Raw genomic sequence first — 760 nt, forward strand, 5'->3', positions numbered from 1 at the left:
CTATGGAGCCATCCTTGAAATACCACCCTGGTTCATTTGAGGTTCTAACCTTGGCCCGTTATCCGGGTCGGGGACAGTGCATGGTAGGCAGTTTGACTGGGGCGGTCTCCTCCTAAAGTGTAACGGAGGAGTTCGAAGGTACGCTAGGTACGGTCGGACATCGTGCTAATAGTGCAATGGCATAAGCGTGCTTAACTGCGAGACCGACAAGTCGAGCAGGTACGAAAGTAGGACATAGTGATCCGGTGGTTCTGTATGGAAGGGCCATCGCTCAACGGATAAAAGGTACTCTGGGGATAACAGGCTGATTCCTCCCAAGAGTTCATATCGACGGGGGAGTTTGGCACCTCGATGTCGGCTCATCACATCCTGGGGCTGTAGCCGGTCCCAAGGGTATGGCTGTTCGCCATTTAAAGTGGTACGTGAGCTGGGTTTAAAACGTCGTGAGACAGTTTGGTCCCTATCTGCCGTGGGCGTTGGAAATTTGAAGGGGGCTGCTCCTAGTACGAGAGGACCGGAGTGGACAGACCTCTGGTGTACCGGTTGTCACGCCAGTGGCATTGCCGGGTAGCTAAGTCTGGAAGAGATAACCGCTGAAAGCATCTAAGCGGGAAACTTGCCTTAAGATGAGATTTCCCAGAGCCTTGAGCTCTTTGAAGGGTCGTTCGAGACCAGGACGTTGATAGGTCAGGTGTGGAAGTGCAGTAATGCATTAAGCTAACTGATACTAATTGCCCGTACGGCTTGTCCCTATAACCTT

Annotated in this window: 1 rRNA gene; it reads left to right on the forward strand. The window is 52.2% G+C overall.

Going from position 1 to position 760, the window contains the following annotated elements:
- A 23S ribosomal RNA gene (locus GJ699_RS33900) occupies positions 1-752 on the forward strand; the annotation flags it as partial.
- Positions 753-760: the final 8 nt, after the last annotated feature.

The organism is Duganella guangzhouensis (assembly GCF_009674535.1).
GTDB lineage: Bacteria > Pseudomonadota > Gammaproteobacteria > Burkholderiales > Burkholderiaceae_D > Rugamonas > Rugamonas guangzhouensis.